Annotated in this window: 5 protein-coding genes; 2 read left to right on the top strand and 3 right to left on the bottom strand. The window is 67.6% G+C overall.

All coding sequences use genetic code 11. From position 1 onward, the window contains the following. Window positions 1-126 precede the first annotated feature (126 nt). Complete coding sequence (locus HY703_01170; GenBank protein ID MBI4543788.1) at window positions 127-471, bottom strand: hypothetical protein; 345 nt, start codon at window positions 469-471, stop codon at window positions 127-129. An 87-nt stretch (window positions 472-558) separates the two neighbouring features. Here HY703_01170 and HY703_01165 point away from each other — a divergent pair, with 87 nt between their 5' ends. Together HY703_01165 and HY703_01160 are read left to right on the top strand one after the other, a co-directional pair. After that, entirely contained in the window at window positions 559-885 is a 327-nt protein-coding gene (locus HY703_01165; GenBank protein MBI4543787.1) for a helix-turn-helix transcriptional regulator, read from the top strand. Then, a complete protein-coding gene (locus HY703_01160; protein MBI4543786.1) occupies window positions 878-1,387 on the top strand; it encodes a hypothetical protein in 510 nt (169 codons plus the stop codon). The genes HY703_01165 and HY703_01160 overlap by 8 nt, the downstream gene beginning before the upstream one ends. A gap of 13 nt (window positions 1,388-1,400) precedes the next feature. Here the strand turns inward: HY703_01160 and HY703_01155 are convergent, their stop codons facing one another. Next, the gene (locus HY703_01155; protein MBI4543785.1) at window positions 1,401-1,955 is read right to left on the bottom strand and encodes a DUF4242 domain-containing protein; all 555 of its coding nucleotides are present in this window, start codon (window positions 1,953-1,955) and stop codon (window positions 1,401-1,403) included. 185 nt (window positions 1,956-2,140) lie between these two features. Continuing rightward, complete coding sequence (locus tag HY703_01150; GenBank protein MBI4543784.1) at window positions 2,141-3,484, bottom strand: Fic family protein; 1,344 nt, start codon at window positions 3,482-3,484, stop codon at window positions 2,141-2,143. Window positions 3,485-3,891: the final 407 nt, after the last annotated feature.

Here is a 3,891-nt window from a genome sequence, read left to right as displayed (position 1 = left end):
GGACTCCCTCGTGGGCCATCTCGAGCATGTCCGCTCCAAGCGGAGAACGCCACCCTTTTTCGGGGCTCAGCCGTCGCATCGGGAAAACCACCGGCCGCGGACGCATGCCCCTATGATGCCTATCCCCTATCCCCTATCCCCGACGACGATGCGGTCCTTGCCGCGCGTATCGACGATCCACGTCTGCGGCTGGATGCGCGGCGCGGGCAGCCGATTGCCGGAGCCGTCCTTCACCGCGAACCGCAACACGTTCTTGCCATAGTTCTCGATCGTGTACCAGCCGGGGGTCCAGACCAGGAGCGCGAGCTCGAGCCGCCGCTGGCGCAGGTTGTTGAACGTGGCGGTCACGTGAAAGAGCCCCGCCGCCGTGTCCTTCACCTCGACGACGTACTCGGCGCGGAACTCGCCGCCTTGCTGGGCGAGGAGCGCGGCGCGGCTCTGCGGCCGCTGCGCTACGAGTGGCGCGCCCACGCGCCCAGAAGAAGGATCGGGAGCAGGATTGAGCGGTTCACGTGCGTTCCCCTTCCCTTCTGATAGCTAATCAGCTATCATACCTTCATGGCGTGGACGCGGGATGCGGGCGGCCTGGTGCGCGAGGCCCGCAGGCGAGCGGGCCTGTCGCAGCGCGAACTGGCGCGGCGGGCGAGGACGGCACAGTCCGTCGTCGCCCGAATCGAGAGCGGCGAAACGTCGCCGAGCAGCGAGACCTTGTCGCGCTTGCTCGCCGCTGCAGGCTTCGACCTGCATCCTGAGCTGTGGCCCCGGCCCGTGGAAGGGAGCCACATGCTGGACGACGTTCCGCGCATCCTGCGGCTCTCTCCCGAGGAGCGACTGCGGGAGGTCGCGAACGTGGCCCGTTTCGCGGCCGGGGCGCGCCGTGCCTGACATCGCGCCGCTCGACCCGGAGCGTATCGTTCGGGCGCTGGCGAAGCACGGGGTCCGGTACGTCCTCATCGGCGCGCTGGCTGCGCGGCTGCAGGGCTTCCCCCGGTTGACTGCGGATGCCGACATTACGCCCGCGCGGGATCGTGACAACCTGGAGAGACTGGCCGCCGCTCTGCGCGAGCTCGACGCGCGCATCTACACGGAGAGCGTGCCAGAGGGGCTGCCGTTCGACTGCAGCGCGGCGATGCTTTCCCGCGCGAGCCTGTGGGATCTGATCACCTCGGCCGGCCGGCTGGATGTGGCGTTCGAGCCCACCGGCACGGCGGGTTACGATGACCTGAAGAAGGGCGCGCTGCGCTATCAGGTCTTCGGCGTCGACCTGGATGCGGCCGCGCTGCCGGACATCATCCGCTCCAAGGAGGCGGCCGGCCGCCCGCAGGACCTCCAAGACGTGATCCTCATGCGCGAGATGCTCCGCCGCGCGTCCGGGGAAACTCGATAGAAGCAGCGGGTTCTCAGCACCCCGTTCCTTCGCTCCGCAAGATCTCCTTCCAGCCATCGCTCGGTGCACTCGTCCGGGCTCGCGGAAAGGACCGTGGCCGTGCCGCGACGCTGGCCGTTCTCCACGATGCCGTAGACTCGTCCCGGCTCGTAGAACGCCGCCTGAAACTGCTTCGCCTCCGGCGCACGGGCATCGCCCGGCGGTTCCAGCCAGCGGCCGCCCCGAAGGATTGCGAACGGCTCCACCCATCCGGCGTTCCAACGGAGAGGACCGCGTACCCCGCCGGAGCGACGGTTCCTTGACCGAGGAAGGCATGCACGTTCTCCGGGGTCACCTCGATGATCGACTCGGCGACCAGGCCATGCGCTTCGCGGTGCACCGCCTCGCAGGCCTCGCGGCTCGGGCCATCCACGAGGCAGGCGACCGTGCGAGCGTCTTTGTTGTACCAGTACCCGCGGTACTGGACGTTGTACTTGCCCCGGACGCGCACGTCCGCCTCGTGCGCGCGCTCGATGATCTCCGGGAACACGTCCTCGGGCAGCAAATGCACGTCCATGAAAACAGGCATCGGGCCTCCCGCGCTCGCGGGCCGTGGAGCACCTCAGGGGCGGTCTTGCGTAAGGGGGGTAGAGGGCGGAATCCGTCCGGCTGCAAAGGTACAGGAGGGGGACCTCTCTTCGCCAGAACCTCGGCGCGCCTACGACAATGGTCTTGCCCGGCACCTCGAGGACGCCGACGTCGTGACCCGGACGGCTAACCGCCGCCGCCTTCGTGAATCCGCGCCAGCCGGCGAGCAAAAAGATACTGTTCCGCGACCTCGCGGCCACGCGCCGTGAGCACACTTTCGCCCGTCGCGGGGTCGCGCCGCAGGTGCGCCAGGCGCTTGCCGTGCAGTGTGCCGACGACCCGCCCATCGTACCCGTGACGCCGGACCAGCCGCTTCAGCGCGTCGGCACTGATACGCCCGCCGATCTCGAGAATCTCGCCGAGCATTGCGGCGGTCGGCGAGTCCGGGCTCGCGATCGCGGCGGGCGCCGTCGTCGCCCGACCGTAGGTGCGGCCGCGTTTTTCGCCTCTGGGCTCGACCAGGCCGTGGCGGATCAGAATGTCCAGGTGATAGCGCACGGTGCGAGCGGGAAGCGCGAGCGACTGCGCGAGGAGCGTTGACGTGACGCGCCCATGTCGATCGATCAGTTCCAGGATCCGCTCCTGTGTCGTCGAGAGGCGGATCATCGACCGCTCGACGTCCAGTTTCGAAAGCAGATTCAACTGCTGCGCGCGCATCGCCCGCAGGAAGAACAGCAGCCACGCCCCGAAGTCCTGCGGATGCTGCCGCAGCAGAGTCTGCGACATCCGCAACGCCATGTAGTAGGCGGCCTTGTTCTCCTCGACGACCCGCTCCAGCGACGCGTACGGGACGTACTCGTACCCCGCCCGCAGAAGCAGCAGCGAGGTCAGCGCACGGGCGAGACGGCCGTTCCCGTCCTGGAAAGGGTGAACCGCCAGGAACTCCACCACGAATCTGGCGATCACGACGAGCGGGTGGATCTCTCGGGCGACGAGCGCCGCATTCGTCGCCTGCACCAGCTGCTCCATCAGCCGCGGCGTATCGAAGGGCGACGCCGTGCGAAAGATGATCTCCATGCGCCCGTCCGGATGGCGCGCCTCGACATGGTTCTCGTGCTTCTTGTACTCGCCGCGATGCCACGCATCCGCCTCGCTGTGGCCCAGCAGAATGCCGTGGAGCTGCTTCAGGTACCGCTCCGCCAGCGGGATCTCGTCATGGCTGTCGAAAATCGTTTGCAGCAACTCGCCGTATCCCTGCACTTCCGAGGCGTCTCGCGCGCGAAAGCTGTCCAGGGCAAGCCCGCTCAGTACCTGTGCGACTTCGTCGTCCGAGAGCTCCGCGCCTTCGATTCGGGTCGAGCTGGCCGAGGACTCGATCGTGCTGACCCGGCGCAGCTCACCCAGACGCTCGGCCCGGATCTCCCGCAGCTTCCGCCAGTAGCCCTTGAACTCGTCGATCTCCCCGAGCAGGCGGAGGAGCTCGGCGAGTTGCTCGGGCGCGAGGCTCGGGTAGAAGGCACTGGTGTCCAAGGCGCAGCCCGTTGCCGTAAATGTTGCCGTTATGTTGCCGTAACGAGTACCCCGGCACTGCCGATAATGTTGCCGTTAGTTGCCGATAACGCAAGGGACGATACTTGAGTGGCGCAGAGGCCGGGCCCGAAGTGGGGAGGACACGACCGAGGCTTTTCGCCGGCCGTGGGGCGGCTGGGCGACGTGAACCTACCTTCACCTCATATCGTCGGGCGTGTCCGCTGCTGCTTCCATGCCTTGACGTAGCGCGGCGCGGCCTGCCGGAGCAGCTCCTGCAAGGCACGACCGTTCGCCAGCATCCGCCGCACCTGCGGCACCAGATCCGCCGGAACGTAAATCGAGAGGCGCCCTCCACGGCCCTTCCCGTACAGGACATAGCTCTGATGTTGTTGGCCGCTCTGGCAGGC

Source organism: Gemmatimonadota bacterium, from assembly GCA_016209965.1.
Classification (GTDB): Bacteria; Gemmatimonadota; Gemmatimonadetes; order Longimicrobiales; family RSA9; genus JACQVE01.
This window is presented reverse-complemented; position numbering and strand designations above follow the sequence as displayed.

Excerpts from the sequence above, each read along its gene's own strand:
- HY703_01165 (MBI4543787.1), top strand. The coding sequence starts at position 559 with ATGGCGTGGACGCGGGATGCGGGCGGCCTGGTGCGCGAGGCCCGCAGG.
- HY703_01155 (MBI4543785.1), bottom strand. The coding sequence starts at position 1,955 with ATGCCTGTTTTCATGGACGTGCATTTGCTGCCCGAGGACGTGTTCCCG.